22 protein-coding genes and 1 tRNA gene are annotated in these 25,264 nt (G+C 47.6%); 6 read left to right on the top strand and 17 right to left on the bottom strand.

Going from position 1 to position 25,264, the window contains the following annotated elements; genetic code table 11:
* Positions 1–193: hypothetical protein (locus B147_RS31985; RefSeq protein WP_033396914.1), on the top strand; the 193-nt coding region annotated here is incomplete at its 5' end.
* A gap of 110 nt (positions 194–303) precedes the next feature.
* On the opposite strand, the gene ccsB is transcribed toward B147_RS31985, so the two are convergent.
* From ccsB to hemL, 8 genes are all read right to left on the bottom strand, one after another.
* A complete protein-coding gene (ccsB, locus tag B147_RS0123750) occupies positions 304–1,137 on the bottom strand; it encodes a c-type cytochrome biogenesis protein CcsB (RefSeq protein WP_020589697.1) in 834 nt (277 codons plus the stop codon).
* Positions 1,134–2,504, bottom strand: a complete 1,371-nt coding sequence (resB, locus tag B147_RS0123745) for a cytochrome c biogenesis protein ResB (protein ID WP_020589696.1) — start codon at positions 2,502–2,504, stop codon at positions 1,134–1,136. Before resB ends, ccsB begins: the two co-directional genes overlap by 4 nt.
* A gap of 141 nt (positions 2,505–2,645) precedes the next feature.
* A complete protein-coding gene (locus B147_RS0123740; protein WP_020589695.1) occupies positions 2,646–4,376 on the bottom strand; it encodes an ATP-dependent DNA helicase in 1,731 nt (576 codons plus the stop codon).
* 122 nt (positions 4,377–4,498) lie between these two features.
* Positions 4,499–4,777, bottom strand: a complete 279-nt coding sequence (locus B147_RS0123730) for a hypothetical protein (RefSeq protein ID WP_020589693.1) — start codon at positions 4,775–4,777, stop codon at positions 4,499–4,501.
* A gap of 154 nt (positions 4,778–4,931) precedes the next feature.
* Positions 4,932–5,363, bottom strand: a complete 432-nt coding sequence (locus B147_RS0123725; protein WP_020589692.1) for a bacteriohemerythrin — start codon at positions 5,361–5,363, stop codon at positions 4,932–4,934.
* A gap of 3 nt (positions 5,364–5,366) precedes the next feature.
* Positions 5,367–5,567 (bottom strand): hypothetical protein, encoded by a 201-nt coding sequence (locus B147_RS0123720; protein ID WP_020589691.1) that lies wholly within the window; start codon positions 5,565–5,567, stop codon positions 5,367–5,369.
* Positions 5,564–6,997, bottom strand: coding sequence for a UDP-N-acetylmuramate:L-alanyl-gamma-D-glutamyl-meso-diaminopimelate ligase (mpl, locus tag B147_RS0123715; RefSeq protein WP_020589690.1), 1,434 nt, complete (start codon positions 6,995–6,997; stop codon positions 5,564–5,566). Before mpl ends, B147_RS0123720 begins: the two co-directional genes overlap by 4 nt.
* Positions 6,997–8,283, bottom strand: coding sequence for a glutamate-1-semialdehyde 2,1-aminomutase (hemL, locus tag B147_RS0123710; RefSeq protein ID WP_020589689.1), 1,287 nt, complete (start codon positions 8,281–8,283; stop codon positions 6,997–6,999). The genes mpl and hemL overlap by 1 nt, the downstream gene beginning before the upstream one ends.
* A 183-nt stretch (positions 8,284–8,466) precedes the next feature.
* On the opposite strand from hemL, the gene tadA reads away from it, so the two are divergent.
* The 5 genes from tadA to B147_RS0123685 all read left to right on the top strand — a co-directional run bounded on the left by tadA (position 8,467) and on the right by B147_RS0123685 (position 14,209).
* Positions 8,467–8,958, top strand: coding sequence for a tRNA adenosine(34) deaminase TadA (tadA, locus tag B147_RS0123705; protein ID WP_020589688.1), 492 nt, complete (start codon positions 8,467–8,469; stop codon positions 8,956–8,958).
* Positions 8,921–10,207 (top strand): adenylosuccinate synthase, encoded by a 1,287-nt coding sequence (locus B147_RS0123700; RefSeq protein ID WP_020589687.1) that lies wholly within the window; start codon positions 8,921–8,923, stop codon positions 10,205–10,207. The genes tadA and B147_RS0123700 overlap by 38 nt, the downstream gene beginning before the upstream one ends.
* Before the next feature lie 46 nt (positions 10,208–10,253).
* A tRNA-Pro gene (locus tag B147_RS0123695) sits at positions 10,254–10,330 on the top strand.
* A 194-nt stretch (positions 10,331–10,524) separates the two neighbouring features.
* Positions 10,525–11,472 carry a helix-turn-helix domain-containing protein gene (locus B147_RS0123690; protein ID WP_020589686.1) on the top strand — a complete coding sequence of 316 codons (948 nt, stop codon included), beginning with the start codon at positions 10,525–10,527 and terminating at the stop codon, positions 11,470–11,472.
* Positions 11,473–11,836: 364 nt separating this feature from the next.
* Positions 11,837–14,209, top strand: a complete 2,373-nt coding sequence (locus B147_RS0123685) for a flagellin N-terminal helical domain-containing protein (protein ID WP_020589685.1) — start codon at positions 11,837–11,839, stop codon at positions 14,207–14,209.
* A gap of 816 nt (positions 14,210–15,025) precedes the next feature.
* Here B147_RS0123685 and B147_RS0123675 read toward each other — a convergent pair.
* The 9 genes from B147_RS0123675 to B147_RS0123635 form a co-directional block, all read right to left on the bottom strand.
* Entirely contained in the window at positions 15,026–16,195 is a 1,170-nt protein-coding gene (locus B147_RS0123675; protein ID WP_020589683.1) for a hypothetical protein, read from the bottom strand.
* Between the two features lie 62 nt (positions 16,196–16,257).
* Positions 16,258–17,898, bottom strand: coding sequence for an FG-GAP-like repeat-containing protein (locus B147_RS0123670; RefSeq protein WP_020589682.1), 1,641 nt, complete (start codon positions 17,896–17,898; stop codon positions 16,258–16,260).
* A 76-nt stretch (positions 17,899–17,974) separates the two neighbouring features.
* On the bottom strand, positions 17,975–19,900 hold the full coding sequence (mutL, locus tag B147_RS0123665) for a DNA mismatch repair endonuclease MutL (RefSeq protein WP_020589681.1): 1,926 nt from the start codon (positions 19,898–19,900) through the stop codon (positions 17,975–17,977).
* The gene (locus B147_RS0123660) at positions 19,897–20,088 is read right to left on the bottom strand and encodes a hypothetical protein (protein ID WP_020589680.1); all 192 of its coding nucleotides are present in this window, start codon (positions 20,086–20,088) and stop codon (positions 19,897–19,899) included. Before B147_RS0123660 ends, mutL begins: the two co-directional genes overlap by 4 nt.
* A gap of 45 nt (positions 20,089–20,133) precedes the next feature.
* The gene (gatA, locus tag B147_RS0123655) at positions 20,134–21,606 is read right to left on the bottom strand and encodes an Asp-tRNA(Asn)/Glu-tRNA(Gln) amidotransferase subunit GatA (protein ID WP_020589679.1); all 1,473 of its coding nucleotides are present in this window, start codon (positions 21,604–21,606) and stop codon (positions 20,134–20,136) included.
* A 64-nt stretch (positions 21,607–21,670) separates the two neighbouring features.
* Positions 21,671–21,958 carry an Asp-tRNA(Asn)/Glu-tRNA(Gln) amidotransferase subunit GatC gene (gene gatC, locus B147_RS0123650; protein ID WP_020589678.1) on the bottom strand — a complete coding sequence of 96 codons (288 nt, stop codon included), beginning with the start codon at positions 21,956–21,958 and terminating at the stop codon, positions 21,671–21,673.
* 2 nt (positions 21,959–21,960) lie between these two features.
* Positions 21,961–22,698: an SPOR domain-containing protein gene (locus tag B147_RS0123645; RefSeq protein ID WP_245569090.1), complete on the bottom strand. Its 738-nt coding sequence runs from the start codon at positions 22,696–22,698 to the stop codon at positions 21,961–21,963.
* Positions 22,699–22,778: 80 nt separating this feature from the next.
* Entirely contained in the window at positions 22,779–24,464 is a 1,686-nt protein-coding gene (argS, locus tag B147_RS0123640; RefSeq protein WP_020589676.1) for an arginine--tRNA ligase, read from the bottom strand.
* Between the two features lie 6 nt (positions 24,465–24,470).
* Positions 24,471–24,923, bottom strand: coding sequence for a hypothetical protein (locus B147_RS0123635; protein WP_020589675.1), 453 nt, complete (start codon positions 24,921–24,923; stop codon positions 24,471–24,473).
* Positions 24,924–25,264 lie beyond the last annotated feature (341 nt).

Genomic DNA, 25,264 nt, shown 5'->3' with positions numbered 1-25,264 from the left:
GGATGTCCGCAACCCGCGCAGCGAATTTATGCTGAAAGAATTCGAAGACATTGTATTGGGACAAATGCAGTTGCCGGACGGAAATAACTATGGCTTTGTATCCGAGCTAAATGATCTTCAAAAAGATATTCTTTTCATTCTGGACGTTCCACTTCATTACTATGATTACCAATACTTGGGCAACTCAAGCTGAATTAATGGTGGAGCAATCAATGACAATGAAGGGTGAAAAACGAAAAACGCACATTTTCAAAGAGCGAAATCCAAGTGATATGAGAAAGAGATGGAGTAATTTTTGTTTATTTATCCGTAACTATGAAGCCCGGACAAAAGAAAATTCACACCGAAATAGGTGAACAGAACCCCTAAAAATCCGATGATGGAAACAATGGCAAGATTTTTTCCATGCCACCCGCGCATCAGTCGCAAATGTAGGAAAATGGCGTAAATAAACCAGGTAATCAAAGACCAAGTCTCTTTAGGATCCCAGGACCAATATTTGCCCCAGGCGGAATTGGCCCAGACAGAGCCTGTGATAATACCAATGGTCAGGAAAAGAAATCCAAAAACGATCATCTGGTAAGTCAATTCATCAATGGTATCCCAGTCCGGCAATTTTGCAAACAGCCGTTTTGTCTCGGGATCTTTGGGTTTGATGAAATACATGAAGCTGAACCCAAAGGCAAGGGCAAAGCCTGCATACCCCAGAAAGCAGGTAATGACATGGGCAATGAGCCAGTTGGATTTCAGTGCGGGGATTAATGGCGTTATTTTTGATGTAATGGACGGATCAAAGCTGGCATAAGCAATACCCAGAAAAATCAAGGGAGAGACAAATACCCCGATGATGCTTTCCTTGTATTTAAATTCCACAAACACATAGAGGGCAGCGGCAGTCCATGAAAAGAAGACCAGGGACTCATACATATTGGAAAAGGGGGCATGCCCGTATCCCATATGGTAGGACTCTATCCAACGCAGTAAAATCCCGCCGGTATTGGCCACGAGCCCAATAACAATCACCCAGAATCCAAGCCGGGCAAGTGCCTGTTTTTTGAAAGAAAAAGATCCAATATAAAATACCGATGCCAAGGCATAGATAAATGTTGCAGCCGATAAAAGCAGGGATGAATTCATTTGCCTGATACTTCCTTTAATTCCTTTACAAGTTTTTTGACGGTCAAATTGGTGCTCTGGGCATTGCGGTTGGCCCGACCGGCCACCCACACCCGGGTACTGCCGGACCCGGCTTGTTCAAGGCCTATGCACACGGACTGGTGGGAAACAAAAAACGTGACCCAGCAGCCGATGATCATGAGAAGAAAGCCCGTGTACACAAAGGGGACGCCCGGGTCCTTTGTCACCTGAAGTCCGGTGTAATAGGCTTTGTCCCAGGATTTGACCTCAACGGTGAATCTGCCCTTTCGCATTTTATCAAAAGTGGGAAACTTGGTTGGCAAAACAATTTGGGCATTACGGCCATCGGTTGTATCAAGGCGCCCGATAAACGCCTCACCAAGGTTATGACCATTAAAGTCATAATGGGGCACAAACCCCTCAAATATAAAATTCCCGCCACCGGCCGGCAGGGGCACAACTCCACCGTTTTTTATGGTGTGAGTCTCAACCGCCCCGGTTTCACTGTCAGTAATTTCAAACAAGGCTTTATCAGGTGTGGTGGCACCATAGGACGCCTGGAAGATGTTAATGCCCTTGTATCTTAACGGATGGTTGACCAAAATATCTTCCGTAAAACTTTCCTGGTTGTTTTCAAGGACGGTTAAACTGGATTTAAATTCGTCCGGCGCGCCCGTATCGTAAAATTTAACCTGAAAATCATTGCATCGAACTGTGAACGGCAGCTTTATGGGCAACCGTGTATGGCTATCAAACACGGTATCTGCGGTTTGCCCTTCATCCAGGCGCAAATTGGCTTTAAAGCCTAATGCTGACCCGATCAGGGCGCCAGCAAGCAGCATAAGCACACTTGTATGGACCACGTAAACCCCAAGGCGGGACCACCGGCCTTTTTCCGCATACAAAATCAGAGTCGTGTCATCCGTCTTTTCAATCACTTTTCCGGTCCGTCCGCTGAGCATCTGTTTAGCCTGTTGCACAAGGCGCTCCATGGGAAGGTGACTGTCAAACTGCTGCCTGTTTTTAGCTTTTTCAAACCGCTGGGGATTGACTGAAATCTGTTTAGGAAAAATAATTTTCCAGGTCGCCGAAAGCCGGTCAATGGAACAGACTACAATATTAACGCATAATACCACCATGAGCAACAGATACCACCAGGCCTGATACATCCTGTCCAGATCAAGCACCTGGATCATGTTGTATAGCCCCGGGCCGTAAAGCCTGATATAGGCGTCCGGACTTGCGTTCTGCAAAACCACAGTCCCAATGATGGAGGTTCCGGCTAAAAGCACCAAGGTATAAACAGTGAGTTTCACCGAGGCAAAAAACATCCATATCTGATCGGCAAAGCTGTCTTTTTGTTTCAAAACAATTCTTTCACTAAAAAATTTGTACGAAAGCCACAAGTATATTCAAGCAACTTTCATGTTATGTTGTATGCCATATCCGGCAGCGCTTACCGGACCGATCCATATCAATCAACATATCGGCCTACCGTTGTTCGAGGGCTATTCCCCATCCAGTACTGCCTGCAGGTTGGATCTACGCTCAACCGAAGTCTGTACGGCCTGCCGGATCATGGGCATGCTGCCGAAAATAATCACTTTGTTCCGGGACCGTGTGATACCCGTATACAGTAGCTGCCGGGTAACAACCGGTGATATCCGTTCAGGGATAAGAATCAGCACTGTGTCAAATTCAGATCCCTGGCTTTTATGGACGGTCACGGCAAAACCGGGTTCACATTCAGGCAGATCAGATAACCTGAAATGCCTGGGACCTGATTGTTTTGCGTCAAACCAGGCAGTAGACTTCCCGTTTTCTTCCATGACCACACAGGTGTCACCGTTAAACAGCAACCTTTTGTAATCATTGCGCCGGACCATCAAAAGCATTTTAAAAATAGGCCGTTTTATACCATCTTTCTCTTTGGATCGTAATATTTTTTCACATAGATGATTAATTTGTAATGTTCCGCTGTTTCCTAAATTATGCGCGCACAGCACACGAAAACCATCAATGCCTGCCATTGCCTGCTCTGGGGTGACGGCATCCCAAAGCGGCCTGTAACCTTCCAGGATACAGGATTCAAGGCGGGATTGGTATGCATTGTCTTTGGCAGTATCCACAAATGCAAGATCAGAATAATCGGCTTTAAGGATATCCGCCACGGTATCCGCATCACTGACATTAACGGCCTGTGCAAGCTTTTCAATGCCGGCTTTCCCCCCGGATCTGAAATTAACATCCAGAAACACCCGAAAATCCGACAACACATCTGCATGACACAGATCAAAAAACACGGCACCGGCCTGAACAGGAGAAAGTTGGTTCATATCACCGAGCAGGACGATACGCGCATCAAAGGGGATGGCTTCAAAAAGTCTTGTCATAAGCGCCATATCGATCATGGATGCTTCATCAACAATCACCAGATCTGCAGCCAGAGGATTGGCTGCATTGTGCCGAAACCCGGTTCCGTTTTTCACGGGTTTAAGCGCGCTGTGGATGGTGGCCCCATTTTTTAACCTGGCGGCGGCCTTGCCCGTGGGGGCCAGACACATCACCCTGGGAGGCGTCAGGTCATTTTCATTGGCCCAGATGATCAAGAGTGCCCGTATTATATCGGTAATATAGGTTTTTCCAGTACCCGGTCCCCCGGACACCATGATGAAACCGGAACAAAGTGCCTTTTTAACGGCCTGCTGCTGACCCAAAGTCCTGTGGGTATCCTGACCGTCAAAATAAGCAGCCAGCCTGTGATTCACAAATTCATCATCGGGCCCGGAAATATGCCTTTTGATCCGTGTTTTGATATTTTCTGAGAGCCGGCATTGAAAGTTATAGTATCTGGAAAGATAAAGATTGTTGTCACTGTCAAGAATCAAGGGATATTTGTTAACCCAGGACACCATGCCATTTTCTTTTTTCCCACGATTTGAGACGTGCTTGCCCACCATGGCGGAATTTTTAAGGATACTGCACCAGGGTTCGAGTTCAGGAAGCCGAATAAGTTCTTTGCCCTCAAAGGATTTCAAAACCGTCCCGGACATACCTGCAAGATCCAGGCATATGCAGCCGTTGGAAAGTGCCCGGCAGGTCAATGCTGCGGAAAGCGCTTCCAATGGTCCTGAGCCCTTAAACATATTGGTCATGGTTTTAGCAAAATAGTAGTCCAGATGGGAAAAGATTCCCGATTCATGGAGAATGCCAAGATCATTGAAGGAGAGGTCGCTCATGCCTTTGTTTTATCAGCAAGGATCAAAAAAGAAAAGCAGGTGGAAAATAAAAATTCCGCCCCCTAAGAGGCGGATTCCTCAAAATATTTCAACAATGCCTTATAAAGCCTCAGACGCAATTATCATGCAATGATATCATAACCGGAGCCTTTAGCGTCATCTGTGGGGACGGGCCTGACTGACGTCTGAAAACGGCGATCAGGTTTTTTTCTGCGATCGTTTTTAAAGGACAATGTGACAATCACACCGTCTCTTACGCTTTTCCTGCGGTCATACCGCCGCTTGCGCCTGTCTTTTTTACGCTTGGAAGCAGAACTCTGGTATCTGCCAAAGCCAGCCCCCCTGTCCCCATCCCCCACAATCTTATTGGCACCTTGTATTATTTCAATGTCTGCAATCATAATAATTCATCAATCTTTCTTTTTCTTTTTGTTTTAAACAATTACTCCTAACCTCTAATCTTTGATATCGTCAACGATTAGATATTTCTTTAATAGTTACAGCTCAATGCACTATTAAACGAAAAAATTCCCCGGCGTGGACTGGGCCTCGTGCTTATTTTTTATTTTCACACTCTTCTACATATCTGTGGATTCTCAAAAACGGAATAAACATCGTGTCTACGGCTTCAAAGTGGGTAATAAGGCAGTCACGCAAATCCAAAATATCTTCAAGCATCAAATTATCAACGTCTTCTGCGATTTCACGACGAAGGCCAATGGTTTTCTTGATAAACCGGCGATGGGCCTTTGCATGGGGATCAAGATCGGGATACCCTTTTTTGCCAAGAAGTTTTTCCTCTTTTGAAAAAAAGATTTTGCTAAAATCATTGATTTCGGTAACCAAATTAGCCACATCCTTGGCGCTGCCCTTATTTGTTTTCATTCCAATGAGGGAATTAAACATATCCATAAGCTGTTTCCGGCATTCATCAAGTTCAGGCTCATTAATACTATATTTTTCATCCCATTCAATAATATTGGTCATGGGTCACTCTCCTTTGTTCTTTTTTCTATTTTTTCCCAGCCACAGGGTGGCCATGATACCCACGGATATCAGTATGGCAACAATTACGGCAAAAGTAATTCCATTCTGCCCGAACTGCGGGTAAATGACAAAAGGCACCAGATAGCCGTACAAAAATGAGTGCAGCAGTCCAATGCCGACAATTCTGATTGCTATTTTTGTCATCCCAGCCGCTCCAAAAGGCGCTGGTGAATATTTCCAAACCCGCCATTGGACATGACTAAAACAAGATCTTTAGGTTTAAGTTCTAAGGCAAGAAAGTCGATCACCTGGCCTGGGTCATTGAAATGGTAAGCAACCTTACCCCTTTTGCAGATATCTTCGGTCAGGCGTTCAGGTGAAAACCGCTCTTTTTCAGGAATATTCTTTTTTACCCCGGGAGAACAGATGCACGTAAGATCTGCCAGGTCAAAACATGCAGGATAGGTATCCTGAAAAAAATTTCTCATGCTGGTATTGGTTCTTGGCTCAAACACGGCAACCAGACGGCCCTGGGAATAAAACGGTTTGACTGCGGCAATGGTCTCCTTAACCGCTGTCGGATGATGGGCAAAATCATCCATCACCGTGATACCGGCAACCTGCCCCCTTATTTCCTGACGTCTTTTAACCCCGCTAAAGGTTGAAAGCCCCCGGGCAATATCAGCTGCCGTTATCCCCAGGCTTCGGGCTGCGGCAATACATGCCGTTGCGTTGAGAAGATTGTGGCGCCCAGGCAGGTCTGTTTGTATATTGATATCCGTACCAGGGCCTGTGATGCGGGCAAGGGTGTGCAAACGCCCCGTGCCGTGGTCCGATTCACCGCCCAGGTGATGGTCATGCACCTGCCACATGGCGTTCGTGCCGTAAGTCTCAAGGTCTACAACATCCGCCTGTTCGAGGACCTGCATCAAATTGACGTTGTCTTTGCAGGCGATAATACGGCTTTTATCCTTAATCTTTGAAACCAGGGCATCAAAGGCCCGGCAGATATGATCCAGGCCGTCAAAGATATCGGCATGGTCAAATTCAATGCCCGTCATAATGGTTATTAAAGGATCATAATGCATGAATTTTGGCCCCTTATCAAAAAAGGCCGTATCATACTCATCCCCCTCTATTACCATATATTCCCCATCACCAATTTTAAATGAGGAGTTATAATCCTTTAAAATTCCCCCGATCATAAAAGAGGGACAAAGACCTGCCGTTTCCAGCAAATGGGCCATGATGGCAGAAGTGGTTGTTTTACCGTGGGTACCGGTGACAAGAATAATCTTCTTGTCATTGGCAATAAAACGGTTCACCGCCTGGGGCATGGACATATAAGGCAGTCCTCTTTCCATTACGGCGACCGCCTCCGGGTTATCACGTGTCACGGCATTGCCGACAATCACCAGGTCCGGAGCCCGGTTTGGGTCGTCACTGATATTGGCTGGGTGAAAGCCATTAAACAAAGTAATCCCGTTATCTTCAAGGAAATCGCTCATGGGCGGATACACATTCCGGTCTGACCCTGTAACGATGTAACCCATTTTCTTAAGGATACAGGCCAAGGTGCCCATGCCCGTACCACAGGCTGCGACCAGGTGAATCCGCTTAATTGAATCAGTCATCAAATTTCTGCCATGACCTGCCGTGCGGCATCCAGAGTAGTCTCAATATCCTCGTCCGTGTGGGCGGTGGAGATAAAACAAGCCTCAAACTGTGAGGGCGCAAGATAAATACCTTTGGCCAGCATGCCCCGGTAAAATTTTGCAAACCGGTCCAGATCACAAGTTTTGGCGTCATCAAAATTACGCACCTTCCGACCGGTGAAAAAGAACCCGGCCATGGAACCGAAATGCCCGGCAGAAAAAGGAATGCCTGCGTCATCGGCTGCGGCCTGAAGACCGTTGACCAACATATCCGCCCGCCGGTCCATATCAGCGTAAAGTTGGTCATTCTCCAGCTCTTTTAATGTAGCTACCCCTGCGGCCATGGCCAAAGGATTGCCTGACAAGGTCCCTGCCTGGTAAATAGATCCACCGGGGGCAATCTGCGACATTATTTCACGTTTCCCGCCATATGCCCCCACGGGCAGTCCACCACCAATTACTTTACCAAAACAGGTCAAATCCGGATCAATATCAAAATAGCCCTGGGCGCAGGCCCTGCCCCCGACCCGGAATCCGGTCATGACTTCATCAAAAATCAACAAGGCACCATGGGATGCCGTTTTTTGCCGCAATGTCTTTAAAAACAGCGGATCAGGAGCGACCATGCCCATATTCCCCGCCACAGGCTCAAGAATCACACAGGCAATTTCCTTGCCTTTTTCAGCCATGAGCCGTTCAAAACTTTCAATGTCGTTGTATGGCAAAGACAAGGTATTGCGGATCACATCAGCAGGCACCCCTGGGCTTCCCGGGATGCCTAACGTAGCCACACCGGATCCTGCTGCCACAAGCAGGGTATCTGCATGGCCATGGTAACATCCGTCAAACTTGACAATCAAATCCAGGCCGGTCACCCCCCTTGCCAAACGGATGGCGCTCATGGTCGCCTCGGTGCCGGAGTTAACCATTCTGACCATATCCACGGAAGCCACAGAATCCACAACCAGCTGGGCCAGTTCATTTTCAACGGCAGTCGGCGCACCAAAACTCGTGCCGGAATCCAGCACTTTTTTCAACGCTTCAACCACAGGCCCCGGACGGTGACCAAGAATAAGTGGACCCCAGGACAAAACATAATCAATATAAGCGTTGCCGTCGGCATCAAAAAGCCTGGCACCTTCTCCCTTTTCAATAAAAACGGGTTCTCCGCCCACTGAACCGCAAGCCCTTACCGGAGAATTGACCCCGCCGGGTATCAAATTTTGGGCCGATGAAAATAAAGCAGCTGATTTGGTTCGTTCCATATTTAATCCTCATTGATATATTTACAGGAAGTGTCACAGTTACCATTAATTAACCTTAAAAGATGGAATATACCAAACTGAATTGAAAGGGGTCAACCGCTTTGATTTTTGCCCGGCATATAAAATAGTATTCCATAACATTTGACCTGATGGAAAAAGGCTTATATAAGTTAGGGTTGGATTATGGATGATGAATATTACATGATGCTTGCCTTGGATGAGGCAAAAAAGGCTGAAAAACATGACGAGGTACCCGTTGGGGCCATTGTGGTGGACCAGGACGGCACGATCATCGGGCAGGGATATAATTGCCCGATATCTGAAAACGATCCTACAAGCCATGCTGAAATCAAGGCCATTCGTTCGGCCTGCAGATTCGTGGATAATTATCGCCTGCCCCAAACAACACTTTATGTAACCATAGAACCATGCATTATGTGCATGGGGGCCATAATCCATGCCAGGATCCAGCGCCTGGTATTTGGTGCACCGGATCCCAAATGGGGGGCAGCGGTCTCCCTTTATCAAATGGGATCGGATTTACGATTAAACCATCACCCCGAAATTATTCAGGGTGTATGTAGAAAACAGACAAGACGGATTATTAAAAGCTTTTTTGAGGCAAAAAGGAGAAACCGTGACAAACACAGTTGTTGTGGGAACCCAATGGGGTGATGAAGGAAAAGGAAAGATTGTCGATCTGCTAAGCGAACACGCTGATTATGTGGTCAGGTTCCAGGGTGGAAATAATGCAGGACACACCATGGTGGTCAACGGAAAAGAAATTATCAGCCACCTGATCCCCTCCGGGATAATTCAGCAGAAAAAATGCTTTATCGGCAACGGTGTAGTGGTTGACCCCTTTGTATTGCTGGATGAAATTGATTATCTGGCGGGCAATAATATTGATGTGTCCCCCAATATGCTGAAAATCAGTAATCGTGCCCATCTCATCATGCCCTATCACCAGGAAATCGACAAAGCCCGGGAACTGAAAAAAGGCAAGGACAAAATCGGTACCACCGGTCGCGGGATCGGCCCATGCTACGAAGATAAGGCAACCCGCGTGGGTATCCGTTTTTGTGACCTTCTTGACTTTGATTTGTTCAAGGAAAAAGTTCAGACAGTCATGGCGGAAAAAAATTTTTATTTGAAGCAGTATTTCAAAACCGATCCCATGGATCCGGCACTTGTTATCGATCAGTTTGAAACAATTCGCGCCCGGCTCCTCCCGTATATTTCCGATGTCTCCGTATCTCTTGACCAGGGCATCCGACAGGGTATGCAGATCTTATTTGAAGGGGCCCAAGGCACGCACCTTGACATTGAGCACGGCACCTACCCCTTTGTCACCTCTTCCACAACGGTTTCAGCCAATGCTGCAAGCGGCAGTGGTGTGGGGCCAGGACATCTCAACGAAATCATCGGCATTGTCAAGGCATACACCACCCGGGTGGGTGCAGGCCCCTTCCCAACGGAACTGTTTGATGAAACGGGCGACAAGATCCAGAAAACCGGGGCTGAATTCGGTGCCACCACCGGACGCAAACGGCGTTGTGGATGGCTGGATATGGTGGTATTAAAAAATGCCGCCCGCCTGAACAGCCTGACCGGACTTGCCATCACCAAACTTGATGTTCTGGATGACTTGGATGAGATTAAAATCTGCACAGGATATGAATATGCGGGCAATGTCATAGCAGATTTCCCAGCCCAGATTGATGTCCTGACAAAATGTACGCCTGTTTATGAAACACATCCCGGCTGGAGAACCCAGACATCACATATAACCAATTTTGAGGATCTGCCTGAAAAAGCCAAGGCTTACCTTGCACGGATAGAAGAATTATCAGAAGTCAAAATTAAAATTGTGTCCGTAGGGCCGGGGCGTGAGGCCACAATTATCAAAGAAAAGATTTTCTAATTTGACATTTTCTTGATTCTGGTATATTAAATAGCGGCTTATGCGTCGGGATGTGGCTCAGCCTGGTAGAGCACCTCGTTCGGGACGAGGGGGTCGGAGGTTCAAATCCTCTCATCCCGACCATACAAATAAACAGGGTAGATCTACCACTTTTTATAAATCCTGATCCTGCCCGGTACAACATCTTTTCATTTTCTTTAATTCCTCTAAAATCTATATCATGTGCCGGAAAAATACGGATAAACCTTTTGTATTCACCGGAAACTGATTACTATAATTAATCTGGATTAATATTGAAAAAAATCTGAGGTATTGTCATGAAAATACGTCTTCATAAAAATGCCACAACAACCCCTGCCCAGCGTGCATATATTCAAAACAATTCCCATCTGTCCGTTGCCAGTCTGGCAAAAAAAACCGGTGTCAGTAAAACCACCATTCGCAGATGGCAAAAACGCATGGACGTATATGACCGCCCGCATACCCCCAAGCACATAAAAACCGCCCTGACACCCGTTGAAGAAATTAAAATCATCATCTGCCGGATGGCATTCAGGGCAGGCCTTGATGACCTGCTTCAAATTGCGGAATCCTTTTTTAAGATTAATTGCTCCAGGGCTGGCCTCAATAGATGCCTCAAGCGGTATCAGATCTCCAGATTGACAAAACTTAAGCGATCTGTTCCATTTAATCTTAAAGATTACACCGGCACCTATTTATACTATAATTGTTTTCATCTGCCCTCTTTTCAGGAAAATGAGGCGCCAGTACGACTGCAAACCCTTCTTGACTGCTCGTTCAGGACCTTTCATGCTCAATACGCCACCACGGCGCACACATTTATTTCAGATTATATTCAGGGTTTCCCTTTAAAGGTCTTAGGCGTTATTTACAATGATCCGGTAAGGCTTTGTGCTGAAAACTTAAATCTCAAAGATATGGATATGAATAATCCCGATAGCGCGCCTGGCAGCACCATTGGGCAGTTCTTCAGGGAATGGGGCCTTCCTTGTTTTCGCATGGATGATCTGCATAGGGATACCATCAGTCAATTAAACCTGCAGATGAAAAAAATCGCCAACCAATCCGATCTTAGAAAAGATACAACCAACTGGGGAACAAACGAAGCACTAACAAAACAGATACACCATTACAACTTTGAATTGCCTCTCAGCTTTTTAAAACAAAAAACACCATACCAGGCCATGGCCGCACATTACACCCATTTTCCTAACAGTTTCAAACACAAGCCCGTTATTTCTTGATCATCCGAATTTTCTCTTCCTGTGGATCAGTCTATGGGATAGCTTTTTTATCCGGAATAGAAAACATTATCACAACAAAATATCACTTGATTGGTTTCGACTATGATAATCTTTTATCTATAAATTCAAATAGATATAAATTTTCAAATCTCTGATACATTTATTACCTTCCATCTCCAGTCAGCGTTATCAATTAAAGGTTACCTTTTTTTTTCACGATAAGATAGCAGAACAACGGATTAATCCAGGCGGCCGGCCCCCGCCATAAACCCTTAAACCATTCATCAGACGGATCTGACGAATGCCCCAAGTGCCCCGGCAATGACGCCGGCACTTATACACCCAAATTCACGGAGGAAATAACATGAGTTTAAGTATTAATACCAACGTTGCCGCACTTACCGCCCACAGAAACATGGTTTCCAACGACAATGACATGCGTACATCCTTGACCCGTCTTTCCACAGGTCTGAGAATCAACTCAGCTGCGGACGATGCATCCGGTCTGACCATTGCCGATTCTTTGGCAGCACAGGCAGACGGTCTTGGCCAGGGCATCCAGAACGCCAATGACGGTGTTTCCATTGTCCAGACCGCAGACGGCGCCCTTGAAGAGTCCGTAAGCATTGTTAACACCATTAAAACCAAAGCCATTCAGGCTGCATCAGACACCCAGACCACAACGACCCGGTCCGCCATCCAACAGGACATTGACAAGCTGCTGGAAGAGCTGGACAATATTGCCACCACCACATCCTACAACGGCTTGCAGCTTCTCAACGGCACCTATACTAATAAGGTCATCCACACCGGTGCCTCTGCCAATGAAACCTCTTCTATCAGCATCGGAAACACTCAATCCGATTCCATCGGCCATATTTCAACAGCCACGATGAATCTTGACGGCGAAGTAGGCAGCACCGTTCAGTTGTCCATTACTTCAGCCATCACCGGCGAAGATGTTGAGTTGGAAGCCATTACCATTGAAGATAATAACGAAGAAGAAAATGGACTCGGTGCCCTGGCCGATGAAATCAACTCGGTGACCTCCAAAACAGGCGTTTCTGCAATGGCGGTTGTTGAAACCACCACAAGTGAAGCTATTCAGGAAGGCACCACCGGTGCCGATTTCGCCATCAACGGCGTTAACATCGGCGCCATCAATGTTGAAGACAATGATTCGGATGCCTCTCTTGTCACGGCCATCAATGATAAGACAAGTGAGACAGGGGTGGCTGCCGCCATTAATGATTCAGGCACCATTACCCTGACATCTGAAGACGGACGGGTTCTCAGTGTAACCGGTGATACAGGAGGCGTTTTCGGTGAAACCATTTCAGCGGCGGACCTCTCCACTGTCGGATACATCACCCTGACCCAGGAAGGTTCCAGTCAGTTCAACATTAACGGAACCGTAGACGGTGGTACAGGGGATAAACTCACGCTTAGCGCCGAATATACTTCCACCGGAACCACGATCATTGCCGACAATTCCACCATCACCTCAGGCTCGGTGTTGACGGCAGGCACGGTTCTTGGGGGCAATGCAACAATTGCAGCGAAAACCGACATTGTGTCCGACTTCCAACTTGAAGCCGGCTCTAAGCTGCTCAGCGGATCAGTAATTGCACAAGGCACTAATATAACAGGCGATATAACACTCAATACAGATTCCGACCTGCAAGAGGATATGACCATTACTGCCGGATCAACCCTTGAAACTGGTTCAGTGCTTGGCGCAGGCACAGTGGTCAATCAGTCATTTACAAACGCCGGCATGACATATGAGGCAGGAGAGACTTTAGCTGCCGATGTTACGCTTGAGGACACCCTGATTGTCACCTCGGATATGGTGATGGCAGATGATTCCACCATTACCTCGGGTAGTACATTGATCGCAGGAACGATATTGGGCGCTGACATAACCACCCGTGGAGACACGACCTTAGCTGCCGACATGACCCTTGAAGCCGGTTCAGACATAGCCTCCGGTTCTGTAATCGCAGTAGGCTCTACTCTGGGAGATTCGATAACACTAACCGAGGAGATGACGACTTCCGACGACATGGATGTGGCAGCCGGGTCTCAGATAGCATCAGGTTCAATGATGGCAACGGGTTCTATAATCGGCGGGGCAGTGGAAGTGACTGAAACTACATTGACTGAAGATATGACCTTGTCTGAAGGAACGACTCTTAAGAGTGGTTCTGAAATTGCTAAAGGGACAACGATCAACCAGGATATCACAATTGGTACTGACACATATTATGCCGGAACCACCCTGTCTACTGGAATCACTTTGGATCATGATGTTGTCCTGACCGAAGAAATGATATTGGCAGACGGGAGTAAAATTGCGGACGGTTCGACACTTGAAATCACCGCATCCAGTGAAGACGTGACTGTTTCAGACCAGGAAGGCTTGACCCTGGCAGATATCAATGTTCTGACACAGGAGGATGCTGAAATTGCCATTGAAATTGCGGAAGCCGCGCTGGCGGACCTGGATGCCACACGAAGTGGCTTGGGCTCAGTGCAAAATCAGCTGACATCCACCATATCCAACCTTTCGGTGACCAAAACCAATGTAACGGCCTCCGAATCCACCATCCGAGACGTTGACTTTGCTGCGGAAACAGCCAATTTTGCAAGGCTGTCCCTGCTGGCCCAGACAGGCTCCTATGCCTTGAGCCAGGCAAACGCCGCATCTTCAAACCTGACCAGCCTGCTCCAGTAATTTTCTAAAAGCAGACTAATAACTTAACCTGCCGGCAAGGGAAGCGTCCCTTGCCGGCAGTATTTTTTTCTGCCGGCAAACCAGCCTTTGACAAAACGTTTTTTCGTTGTTCTTTTTTCCAGCATTGTAAAATCTATAATCACCAGATGGGAATTATTCGAGTCAGATCATTCATGCCTGAATAGTAGTCTCTGTATTCCTGCTGGACCAATTGTAAGATGTGCAGTTTAAAGACACCCCTGTCAATATGTCAGCAACATCGATACGTTCCCATGTCGGTGATGATATCATACACAACACAGCTCCATTCCAGTCCCTTTCTCTTGATCCATTGTTGTAAAATAGGGAGCAAATAACTTTTATAGGACATAAGCAGACATGTCCGCACCGATATCGGTCACTGTAAGCAAATTAAACTCTCATTGTGTGATATCGGTCCTGCATGGTAGGCAGATTCCATCCTGAAGAATCAACAACTTGTTAAGATGGAAAGAAAAAAGTCAGTGTATTTTTCGATCATTATATCATTAAGACGTTCAAGAAAAAGAAGAAAGCCGGACTATGATCCCTTTAATGGTAGAAATTGCTCTAACGAAATACTCTAATGATATGCATAGATGGTCTGATGCGGCTCAAGTGATGAATGCTGCTATTCGAGATGATTTTTGAAATATAGGAGTGAGGCCTGATTACCTCAGGATAGGGTTTTCCCGACATTTCGAACAAACATAAAAACGGGTCGGTTTTCACCGGCCCGTTTCATAAAATCAGGCAGTATTATTAACTAAATTAAATTTATTAGGTGTTAAGCTAAACTTAGAAATTGATCTGCCATTTGGCGCCGAAGTAAGTAATATCTTCCTGACCAGAAGCCAAATCGTCAACAGTGTAATCAACAACACCAATTTCAGGAGTTATCACAACGCCAGGAGCCAGGGTAATGGGGAAATTAATGTAGTAAGACTGAGATTCGATTTCGTCAGCTCTAGATATATCTAGTTCAGTCTGCTGGTAACCATAACCAACTTCTACAGCAAACATGTCATTGAAAGTGTATCCAAGGCAAATACGGCCACCAATAGCGTCATTATCAATGATTCTGTTACCAGCAACTTCAGCATAACCTTTGCCAATAGCGTCATCATCGGGGTTAAAACCAGTTACATCAATCAACCAAAGGTTACCAACGTTGGTACCGCCGTTAACCTGGGCGGTAACAAAAAAGCCACCAAAGGTTGCAGAAGCATCAACACCAAGGCCCCAGGAAGTCACATCATCATCAACGGTTCCGTTATCGACATCAAAAGTCTGATATCCACCTACCATGACAACGGCCCAGTTGTCACCGGTAAGGGCATACTTAATTTCAATCTTAGGCATAATAACATCAACGTCAGCGTCTGACTCTGGAGATACAACATTAACAGCATCATATGCCGCATAGTTAGTGTTATTTTCAACAAAAGCAATCTGGAAATCGCCGAAAGTCAACTTAATCTGGGCACGACGGCTGCCATACAGTTCTCCGCCATAACCTTCAAGAGCGCCATCATCCATATATACCTGATTTGAACCAGTCAGGTTCAAGGGTACATAATCTTTACCAATGAGCAGTTTACCTGCACCAAAATCCCATTCACCGTAAAGCAGACGGATGTTGGCGTTTCCATCATCAGCGCCGTATTCAAAAGCGCCGATCAGTTCATCGGAAACTTTAACATTGGCACCGATACGGGCGTTGCTTTGAAGACCTTCGTCGAACTGGGTGTTCGGGTCATCACCGCCATCAACATCGGCATCAGTCCAGAAAGTAGAAACACGCGCAGAACCATAGAAGTTCCAAGCGTCGTCTGCATATGCAGTACCTGCCATCAACGCAAGCGCTGCAACAGCCACAATAATTTTTTTCATCTTTTTCTCCTTTTGGGTTTTATTTACTGCCTGAACCTGGATATCCAGCCCTCCTTTTAAAAGCAGGATATCCAATTAGCTCTCGTTTTAATGCTATTTTAATAGGTTTGTCAATATTTTTTTCAATATTTCGCCTATTATTTCAACTTATAGGAAATAATATTCGAGGTCTTATCCCTGGCAAGAATGGCGATCTTGGAGCGGGTCACAACAGAAATCACCAATTCTTCTATCCCATCATTATCTATATCGGCAATATCAAAATCAGAGACCCAACCTTGCAGGGGCACGGTCTGGAATACCGGTGCAAGGGCGATACCGTTCCAGGACATCACTTCAACACGCCCCTCTTTAAACCGCTTAATCCGCCCGAGAGCCCCGCCGCCGATTTCATTATTCGTGATCAAAAAAACTTTCTCTTTCTGGTCTTCTCCCACGGGATAAAATTTAATTCTGGGATTAAAATATTCCCGATCACGTAAATTTATATCTGCACTTCGCTCCCCTGAGATCCAGTAATTATTGGTTTTTCCGTATTTTTCCGTACTTTCCCATTCATCTGACCCGGCACTATTGATGAGCACCAGACGATGATGCTGGTTAATACTTAAAAATTCATGGCCACTATCCTCCCGGACCGGTCCCCGGCTCAGAGACAGCACGGATGTGCCCCTGGGCACACGAATGGATTTTTCCTCCTGATAGGTATCATTGGCCGGTGTCATGATGTAAATTTTTCCGGCATACGGACCTCGGCCTTTATCCTGGGCATAGAGCACGGGATTGCCATCCGGAGAATCAATCACACGGAAATAGTAAGACATGTCATCCTGAATGGTGGTATAGGACGAACCATTATATTCCACCACAAAAGAGGAAAGGGTTTCTCTGTTGATTGTCATGGCCGTGACAAAAATCTCCGGATACCCGTTGCCGTTGATGTCCGCCACATCCAGACTGATAATTCTGAGATAGGATGCGTAATCTAGGTGGATCTCTTCAGCAAGAAGCGTTCCCTCAAGATGACAGATCTGAAGAGAAGAGTCTGTGGCCGTCACAACCTGAAGACGACCGTCTTTATTCAAGTCGCCGGTGGCCATGGCCCGGATGACCTCCTCCATCTTAAGATGAGTGGTAAATCCCTGGCTTGCCTGCATGGCCATCATGCCGCCGCCATAAAGACCGGCACCGCCGGCGTACTGCAGCCCCCCAAGGGTCGGGTTCGGTTCCTGGGGCCGGGCGTACAGCTTGTTATCGATATTGCGATTGAACACTTTCATGTTGATATCACCGGCAAAGGAGTTCACCAGGGGGATAACATCGCCCATGGCATTGCTCTGCTCGAAAAAGGCAAGGGTTTTCTTTTGCCCTGAAACATCCACCATGGCGGCATCTAAACTGAGGCTTTCCCCGTAATGGGTAAGACTGCCGAAAAGGATGTAGTCCACACCCATTTGTTCGCCTAACTCCCGGGCAGACGTTTCATTGAGACGGCCTTTAATAAGCCCACTTGCCTTTGCCCCGGCCAGGGCTTTATCAATGGTTTCCCGGTCCAAAACATCCACTTTCCCGGCATCGGAAAGCCTTGAGGAAAGCATGGAGAACAATCCGTTCTGTAAAAAACCAAGATCCTGGGACGAATTCATTTCAAAGGGAATGACCGCCACAGTTTTTGTGTCACTGCACATTCCCGTACCGGCTGCTGCCCAGAAGGCAAAAAAGGCCAGAACAGCGCCGGCTGTTTTGAAAGCAAAAATGGGTTGCATGAATTTTCGCATGGGTTTTTCCTACACTCCTGTCAGATTAAACATGATGGCGAACCTTAGAGAAAGATTTATATCCCATCCCCCGGCCTCACACAAGTCTTTTAAACAGCTTTTCAAGGCTGCGGGCATCAAAAGAGACAAAAACGGGGCGCCCATGGGGGCAGTGCATGGGGTTTTCACAAGCAAACAACTGTTCCACAAGTGCTGTCATCTCTTTTAATGACATGACCTGCCCCCCCCGCACGGACCGGTGGCAGGCCATGGTCGCCAGGGCATCTTTGAGCCAGTCATCTTTAAGGCCTGTGCCGTTGGCATCACTGATCTTCTCCACCATTTCCACCACCATGGCCCCCACATCTTTTTCCTCGACCAACACAGGAACGGCTTTTATTACAAACGATGTCCCGCCAAAGGGTTCGACCCTGATGCCCAAACCGGCCAGATCAGCCATGATGGATTCAAGGACCAAGGCCTCCTTGTGGCTCAGCTCCAGAACCTCGGGAACGGCCAGGGACTGGCTTTGGGCATCCATGCTGTGATAACGTTCTAAAAGCTGCTCAAAGACAATACGCTCATGGGCGGCATGCTGGTCCACCAGTATCAGGTGGTTCTCGTTTTCTACCACAATGTAAATATTGAGCACCTGGCCGACCACCCTTACCCTGGATTGAGTTGCCTGAAACGGTTCTGGAAGCTGCGTTGTCTCTTCCTGCCCGGATGTTTGATTTTCATGGTCAGACAAAGGGGCTTGGGCGGGCAATTTTATTTCCGGTGCCGGAGTCCAGGTTTTTTCACGGGGTTCGGCGGCCTGAAGAGATTCAGAAGTCGGATCAAAAGATGTATACTCAGGTTGCGACTGCGAGGCGGGAACGCTTTCAAACAGGTCAGGAGTGAATCGTTTTTCCGCCAGGGATGCTGATTTCAGCGCCGCCTGGGCAGGGATTTGGGAGTCCTTTTTCCCAGGCATAACAGCCCTGGAATAGGACAATTTATCGTCCTGGCCCCGGGACAAGGTATTTGCCACGGCAAGCGCCAAGGCTTGGTATACGGGACCGGGGGTAACAAATTTAATTTCACGTTTGGTCGGGTGTACGTTTACGTCCACCTGGTCGCATGGCAGTTCAACACACACCGCTCCCACAGGATACCGACCTTTCATGATCCTGCCCCGGTAACCTTGAAACATGGCCGAAATCAACCCTCTGTCATAGACAAGACGCCGGTTGACAAACAGATAAATCCGGTTGGCCGTACTTCGGGTAATTCCGGGATTGGCACACACCCCGCAGATACATAATCCCGGCAGTCGATTATCCGAGCCTTCACCCGTTGCCGGCCACTGCATTTCGTACAAATGATCCGCCACATCTTTACCCAACACCATCTGGGCCCGCTGAAAAAGAGTCTGGCCGGGCGGATAGCCCTTAACGGCTCTACGATTGACCACAAGGCGGAATCCCACCCCTGGATTCCCCATGGCAAGACCGGCAAGGGCATCGGCAATATGACCGGACTCCGTATTTTCGCTTTTTAAAAATTTTCTTCGGGCCGGGGTGTTGAAAAACAAGCGCTTGACCTCCACCATGGTGCCCACAGGCGCGCCGGTATCTGCTACACCGACAAGCTTTCCGCCGTTCATGTCCACCCGGGTACCGGTGGCATTGTCTTTTGTTCGAGACACAAGACTAAATTTTGAGACAGATGCAATGGATGGCAGGGCCTCACCCCTGAACCCAAATGTGGAAATGGAAAACAGGTCTTCCTTGGTGTAGATCTTGGAAGTGGCATACCGTTCCAACGCCAGCACCGCCTCATCCCGGGAAAGCCCGCACCCGTTGTCCGAAACACGGATGAGGGTTTTCCCGCCGTTTTCAATCTCAACGATAATCCTGTCCGCCCCGGCATCCATGGCATTTTCCACCAATTCCTTAACCACGGAGACCGGACGCTGAACCACCTCTCCTGCGGCAATCTGGTTGGACAGGATATCAGGGAGAATACGGATCCTGGTCATATAGGCGTATCCGGCAGTTCCTTTACAAAACGCAGCAAAAATTCACTGTCTTTTGGACTTAAATCAAACTGCAGGCAGGCTTCATCAACTATTTTTTTTACATTCAGGTCCGGTTGGGCGCCTCTTTTTTCAGACACCCACGCAATGGCTTTTTTCAGGGCATCGCCCTGGGGTATGACAGTGGACATGTTAATATTCCTTAAAAATCAAACTCATTTCCGTGTTTTCCGTGGTTACAATTCGGGCAATTCAAAATCTTGGTTTACAGCCTGTTCAAACCCATACCCTGCCCGAATCAACGACATTTCATCAAAATGCCGGGCCATCATCTGAAGCCCCACGGGAAGCCCGGTGGAGGAGATACCTGCAGGCACTGAAATCCCGGGAATACCCGCCATATTGCAGGAGATGGTAAAAATATCGCTTAAATACATGGTCAATGGATCTGCCACCTTCTCACCGATTTTAAACGCAGGCGTCGGTGCCACAGGAGACAGAATAATGTCGCATTCTTCAAAAGCCCGTTTAAAATCATCCATGATCAGGGCCCGGACCTGGGAGGCCCGGCCGTAATAGGCATCATAATATCCCGAAGACAGGGAATAAGTACCAATAATGATCCGGCGCTGGACTTCGAGTCCAAATCCTTTGGACTTGGTTTTCTTGTACATCTCAATGAGATCATCGGAATCCATATCCCTGACCCCGTATCTTACCCCGTCGAACCGGGCCAGGTTGGCGCTGGCTTCACAGGGGGCAATGATGTAGTAGGCAGCCACCACATAATTGCTATGGGGCAGTGAGATCTCTTTAATGGTAACGCCCAACCCTTCTAAGGTTTTGCGGGCACGTTCAAATATTGTTTTGACTTCGGGATCAATGCCTTCAAGGCTTAAGAATTCCTTGGGAATGCCTGCGGTCATCCCGGCAAGGCCCTTCTCCTTGAACATGGCAAGGCCCTTTGTAAAATCGGACATCGGCTCAGGTGCGCTGGTGGAGTCTTTGGGATCATGACCACCTATAAGATTAAGCATCATGGCCGTGTCCGTCACATCCCGGGTAATGGGTCCCACCTGGTCCAGGGATGACGCATAGGCCACCACACCAAACCGTGACACACGGCCATAGGTAGGTTTCAGACCCACCACGCCGCAATGGGAAGCGGGCTGACGGATGGAACCGCCGGTATCCGTACCCACGGCCCCGGCACAGAACTGAGCCGCTACGGCAGCGGCAGATCCGCCGGATGAACCACCGGGCACATGGTCAGTGTTCCAGGGATTACGGGTGGCAAAAAAGGCGGAGTTTTCCGTGGAAGACCCCATGGCAAATTCATCCATATTTGCCTTGCCGATAAGCACAGCATCCTGGGCTTTAAATTTCTCCACCACCGTGGCGTCATACTGGGGCACAAAGTTTTCAAGAATTTTAGACGCACAGGTGGTTTTCACGCCCTTTGTACATAACACATCTTTCAGGGCCACGGGGATCCCGGTAAACGCCTGGTGCTCCCCTTTGGCAATAACCCGGTCTGCCTGTTCGGCTTGTTTCAGGGCAAGGCCCGGGTCAACAGTAATAAACGCTGAAATCGTGTTGTCATATTTATCAATACGGTCAAGGAAGGCCCGGGTTAGTTCAACAGAAGATATTTCCTTTTTGGCCAGAAGGTCATGGGCCTGGGCAATGGTCAGGGTATGCAGATTCATTTTATTTCCTTACGTTCTCGTTACGCTTTCGTCTTTTTTAAGGGGACGACATCGTGCCCAAACACTACTTCACCACTCTTGGCACCACATAAAAATCCTGGTCACGTTCCGGTGCATTGGCCAGGGTCACATCCGGACCCGGGGACGGTTTTTCCTCATCTTCCCTGAGAACATTGTTCATGAATGCCGCACCTGATGCCGGCGTCACCCCCTCAACATCCACGTCCTTGAGGGCATCAATATAATCCAGGATATCACTGAGCTGTCCTGCCAGGGTTTCCTTAAGCTTATCATCCACATCCAACCGGGCCAGATGAGCCATTTTTTCCACTTCCTCTTGTGATATTTTCATTTTTATTCCTTTTTGATGACCATGCCGTTGACCCCTGAACCGGCGAGTTTTTCCAGTTGAGCACCGGCCGCTTTATAATCGGCAAAAGAACCGGTCCTGACCCGGTACCAGGTTTCTCCGTTGATTTTCACACTGGCCCGGTAGGCGGTAATTCCCTTTTTACTCAAAAGAACCATCTGGGCCAGGGCATCATTTAAATTCTTATATGACGCAATCTGAATAGTGTATGCACCATGGGTTTGGACAGGTACCGATGCTTTCCCGGTATCAGGCTTGGGTTCCTTGGCTACCGCATCCGTTTTTTCACCCGCTTGTTTTTTTGATTTTAACACCTTGGGAGCAAGCTGTGTCACGGTCTGTTTTTCATCGGTTTTTTTATATACTTTTACCGAAGTACTCTTTTTAGGCAGCGCAGCAGCCGCATTGCCGTAGTCCTGCCCGGTCTGATGCCAGGTGGCCAGTTTTCTGCTACGCTTGACAGGGATATCTTCAGCCTGGGAATTATTCGGTGCCGGCTTTATCGACGCAGTTTTCCCGGTTTCCGGCCCCGGGGTAATTTCCCCGGCATCGTCTGTCTTGCCTTTAACCGGATAGTACACCGGCTCATCAAGGACATCATAAAATTTAAGATCTACTTTTCCCTTTTCAGGAAGTTTGGCAGCAAGATCACTGACCATCTGGCCAAGACGTTCCTGAAAAGGCCGGGTCTCAAACAGGACAGGACTTGATCCTCTGCCCACAAGCACTCCCAGGCCAAACATCCAGATCCCGATTAAAAAATACTTACCGTATGTCCCGACACCACGAATTTTAAATCCTCCTACATTCTTTCTGGGGCAGATACCCCTAAAAGTTTTAACCCGTTGCGGATCACTTTTTTAACCGCCAGAACCAGGGACAGCCTGGCCAGGGACAGCGGTTCATCAGCCATGATAACCTTATGGTGATTGTAATAGGCATGAAAGGCCGCAGCCAAGGTCATCAAATAGGTAAAAATCACATGGGGATGAAGGGTTTCCGCACTTTTTTCCACCTGTTCTTGGAAACCGGCAACCTGCTTAATCAGTTTAAGCTCCTCTTCGGCCACCAATTTTTCAAGGTTAATGCCGACTTTGAAATCTGTCTTTTCAATGAGGCCTTCATCTTTTGCCTTGTTTAAAATCCCAGTGATTCGGGCATGGACATACTGCACATAATAGACAGGGTTGTCAGAACTCTTCTTTTTAGCCAATTCCAGATCAAAATCAAGGCCGGACTCATAGCTACGGCTTAAAAACATGAACCGCGCAGCATCCTTTCCCACCTCGTCCACAATGTCCTTAAGCGTCACAAACTCTCCGGCCCGGGTGGACATCTGCACAGGATTTCCATCCCGCAGCAGATTGACCAGCTGGACCAGAATCACATCAAATTGTTCGCTTTTTCGTCCCGTGGCCACCACGGCCGCATCAATACGCTTGATATATCCGTGGTGGTCCGCCCCCCAGACGTCAATGACACGGTCAAACCCGCGCTCGTATTTTTCATCATGGTAGGCAATGTCCGATGCAAAATAAGTGGTCAGTCCGTTATTTCGCACCACTACCCGGTCCTTTTCATCCCCGAATTTTTCCGTACGAAACCAAAGGGCCCCGTCTTTTTCGTAAATCAGGTCTTTTTCTTTAAAATTTTCAATGGCGGTCTGGACCCGGCCCGAGTCATAAAGGCTTTGCTCGCTGAACCAGTTGTCAAACCGGACACCGAAATCATCTAAATCAGACCGAATGCCGCCCAGAATCTTACCGGCGGCAAATCGTGCACAAATTTCAATGCCCTGTTTTTCATCGGCATCAGCCAGATCTTCTCCCTGGGCATCAAGCACCTGCCGGGCAATGTCACGGATATAATCGCCCTGGTAGCAGTCCTGGGGAAAATCCACAGTGTTGCCCTGCATCTGTTGCAGCCGCAGCCACACCGATGTGCCAAGGGTCCTGATCTGGCGGCCGGAGTCATTAATATAGTACTCCTTTTGCACGTCAAAACCCGCAAAGGAGAGTATATTGCCGACAGCGTCCCCCACGGCAGCCCCCCGGCCATGCCCCACATGAAGCGGGCCCGTTGGATTGGCAGAGACGAATTCAACCTGAACACGCTCCCCGTTGCCCATGGCGGAACGGCCAAAGGCTTCGTCCTGGTTCAGCACTTGATCCACCACCGGGTGCCAGGCCCCGGGGGATAAAAAGAAATTAATAAATCCTGGTCCTGCCACCTCGATTTTTTCCAGTGCTGAACCTAAAGAAGTATGAGCACTTTCGGACATGGATGCAACAAGACGTTCAGCAATCTTTGCCGGGGCCATCTTCTGCAGTTTTGCCGACACCATGGCAAAATTGGTTGAAAAATCGCCCTGGCCTTCATATTTAGGTGTTTCGACCTCAAATTCCGGCACCTGGTCAGAAGGCAGCAGGCCCTTTTCAAAGGAACTACGGGCCGCATCCAGGACCATGGTTCTGATTTTTGTTTTCATAAAGGATTAATTCTCGTGTTCAGAAGTATCTTCGGGGGTGAATTTAGGGGTATCATCTTCGGAATCAATTTCTTTCATCTCGTCTTCCTTGGTGTCCCCATCTTCATCTAACAATTCATCCAGTTCCACATCATCGTCTTCAAGGGAAAAATCTTCTTCCCCGGGCAATGTGTCCACATCATTAAAATCAATTACCAGCTTATCCGATTCAGGATCGGCAAAAAATCCAACGGCGCTTTCAAATAATTTTTCAGACAAATCCCTGGTGGGAAAAAAACTGCGGCGGCGAAATACGCGAAGAAAGGCATCAAACCCTTCGTTGCACGCCGCACTGATGGTTTCAAGGTCATAGTCTTCTTCATGCAAAGGCAAAATCACACCTGGATCCACCTCAGCAGATTCAAGGACTGTCAGTATATTGTCTTTTATATTCTTTTCAAACCTAATTTTCTGTTTCATTGGATTCTCCTGTTATCATCCATTAACTTGAAACTTCTTAATATAGCCCAACCAATTCCCGTGTCAATAATTTAAATCTATACCCAGTGCTGACGCATAAATAATAAAAGGTCGGCCGAAGTTGTTCCGCCCACTCCTTTTTGGGAAAATTCCGCCTTTCCTTCTTTCAGAAGGCATCGGAAANGTAGTTCTTCCTACACAAACCATGGCCTGTACCGAAGATTTTCATTCCGTCCGGGCATAGTTCTCCCCCATTCCAGGCTTGAAACTGTTTCGATTACCTGTCCGTGGTTGCCGTCTCACACTAATCGGAGTTGAAAGGGGGCGGACAGACGCTCTTT

Origin of the sequence: Desulfobacter curvatus DSM 3379 (assembly GCF_000373985.1) — a bacterium.
GTDB classification, from domain to species: domain Bacteria; phylum Desulfobacterota; class Desulfobacteria; order Desulfobacterales; family Desulfobacteraceae; genus Desulfobacter; species Desulfobacter curvatus.
The sequence above is the reverse complement of the archived record's forward strand: the minus strand, read 5'-3'. Positions and strand labels throughout refer to the sequence as shown.